The sequence below is a fragment of the Hyphomonas sp. genome (assembly GCF_040882205.1).
GTDB lineage: Bacteria > Pseudomonadota > Alphaproteobacteria > Caulobacterales > Hyphomonadaceae > Hyphomonas.
Genome location: NZ_JBBEBT010000299.1, coordinates 1 through 2,167 on the forward strand (window position 1 = coordinate 1; position 2,167 = coordinate 2,167).

General features: G+C 63.9%; 3 protein-coding genes. 1 reads left to right on the forward strand and 2 read right to left on the reverse strand.

Features of this window, described 5'->3' with window-relative positions; all coding sequences use genetic code 11:
• On the forward strand, nucleotides 1–895 hold an 895-nt coding region (locus WEA77_RS12800; protein WP_368068270.1), incomplete at its 5' end, for a PQQ-dependent sugar dehydrogenase.
• A gap of 212 nt (nucleotides 896–1,107) precedes the next feature.
• Here WEA77_RS12800 and WEA77_RS12805 read toward each other — a convergent pair.
• Both WEA77_RS12805 and WEA77_RS12810 read right to left on the reverse strand, forming a co-directional pair.
• Nucleotides 1,108–1,521 carry a Fur family transcriptional regulator gene (locus WEA77_RS12805; RefSeq protein WP_368068271.1) on the reverse strand — a complete coding sequence of 138 codons (414 nt, stop codon included), beginning with the start codon at nucleotides 1,519–1,521 and terminating at the stop codon, nucleotides 1,108–1,110.
• Between the two features lie 16 nt (nucleotides 1,522–1,537).
• The coding region (locus WEA77_RS12810) for a crosslink repair DNA glycosylase YcaQ family protein (protein WP_368068272.1) at nucleotides 1,538–2,167 on the reverse strand (630 nt) is incomplete at its 5' end.

The following is a 2,167-nucleotide window of genomic DNA, read 5'->3' on the forward strand; positions in this document are numbered from 1 at the left end:
CGGCCTGCCGCCGGCGCTGGTGGCCGATCAGGGCGGCTATCTCGGCCTCGCGCTCGATCCGGACTTTGCAGTAAACCGGCTGGTCTATGTCTCGCTCTCGTCCGGCACGCCGGAAGCCAACTCGACGCTGGTCGTACGCGGCCGCCTCAGCGATGACCATACGGCGCTGGAGACGGTCGAAGAGTTGTTCCGCGGCGACCTGCGCGACACGACTTATCACTATGGCTCGCGCCTCGCCTTCGCGAATGACGGCACGCTGTTCGTCACCATCGGCGAAGGCTATAAGTACATGGACCTCTCGCAGGACCCGAAGACAACGCATGGCAAGATCATCCGGATCAATCCGGATGGCTCGGTCCCGGCGGATAATCCGTTTGCGGACGGCGCCTCGGGCAATCCGGCTGTCTGGTCGTATGGCCACCGCAACATGCAGGGGCTCTACTATGACACCGTGTCCGGCACACTTTGGGAAACCGAGCATGGTCCCAAGGGCGGCGACGAGCTGAACATCATCGCCAAGGGCGCCAATTACGGCTGGCCGAAGATCACCTACGGCGTGAACTATGATGGCACGGTGATCACCAACAAGACCGAAGCCGAGGGCATGACGCAGCCGGAGACCTACTGGGTGCCGTCGATTGCGCCTTCGGGCCTGAGCATGCTGACCAGCGATGTCTACCCGGGCTGGAAAGGCGACCTTTTCACCGGCGGCATGAACGGGCCGAGCGGGCTCGTCCTTGTGCGGATCGATCTGGAAGGCGGCAAGGTGGTCGGAAAAGAAGACCTCCTGAAGAACGAATACTCGATCCGCGATGTAGTGCAGGGCCCCGGCGGCTATCTTTATATCGCGAGCAAGGATTTCGACGGCATCTTCAAGCTTGTGCCGGAGGAGTAAGGGGCGGGGTTCGCGCTCTCGAAGTCTACCTGCTTCACAAACTCAAGACCCGTCACCCCGGCGAAAGCCCTAGGCCAGTCTGATATTTTTCAGCATGCGCGCAGCCCGTATTGAGGTTTGTGCCATACAATCAGCATCCCGGCTTTCGTGTTTTGCCGGTATGACAAGATTGAGGATTTTTTTCGGTCCGGGCGGGGCGCGGAACCTGGCGCCTATTCGCCGTCCTTGATCGGGATGCCGTAGAGTTCAAGGCGGTGATCGACGAGGCGGAAACCGAGCTTGCGGGCGATTTCTTCCTGCAGCTTCTCGATCTCGGCCGAGTGGAACTCGACGACCGCGCCGGTCTTCACGTTGATCAGGTGATCATGGTGTTCCTCGGGCACTTCCTCGTAACGCGCGCGGCCATCACGGAAATCATGGGCCTGGATGATGCCGGCATCCTCGAACAGCTTGACGGTCCGGTAGACGGTGGCAAGCGAAATCGAGGCGTCGAGCGAGTTGGCGCGCCGGTGCAGTTCCTCGGCGTCCGGATGGTCATCCGCGACAGAGAGAACGCGTGCGATGACGCGCCGCGGCTCCGTCATGCGGAGGCCTTTTTCGATGCAGAGCTTTTCCAGACGGTCCATGAGTGCCCTTTTGCCCCTAGAGGCCCGGAATGTCCAGATTGCTGCCCCCCGGCCCGGTGACTTCGCTGGCCCCGATCAGGCGGGCGAAGCGGATCAGCTCTGCTTCGAGCTTTGCGGCGCGCGCCGGGGTCCAGGCGATGCCGGGCTCGGTCCAGATTTTCTCGGCCGTCAGCCTGCCCGCATTCCGGTCCGCCCTGGCGCTGAGGCGGCCGACCATGCGGTCGCCCTCGAGCAGCGGATAGACGTAATAGCCCCAGATGCGCTTTTCGGCGGGGACAAAGATTTCGATGCGGTAGTCGAAACCGAAGAGGCGTTTCAGGCGCGCGCGGTCGCGGATGACAGGGTCGAAGGGGCTCAGGATGCGCAGACGCGAGGTGGGCGCTTCGGCGGCGGCGAGGCGGGCCTCGATATCGGCCGGGGCCAGCGCGGCGGACCAGCTGCCGTCCGCCGAACCGATCTCGACCGGGACGAGGCCAGCCTGCGCCCCGGTCCAGGCTTTGACTTCCTCGAGATCGGCGGCGGCCCAGAAGCGCTGGATGTCGCCGGGCGTGCCGAAGCCGAGGCGGGCGAGCGCCTCGCGGCAGAGCCAGTCGACCTGTTCGGGCCCCGGCGGCTCATCGGCGGTGCGGTAAGCGTGCGGGATGAC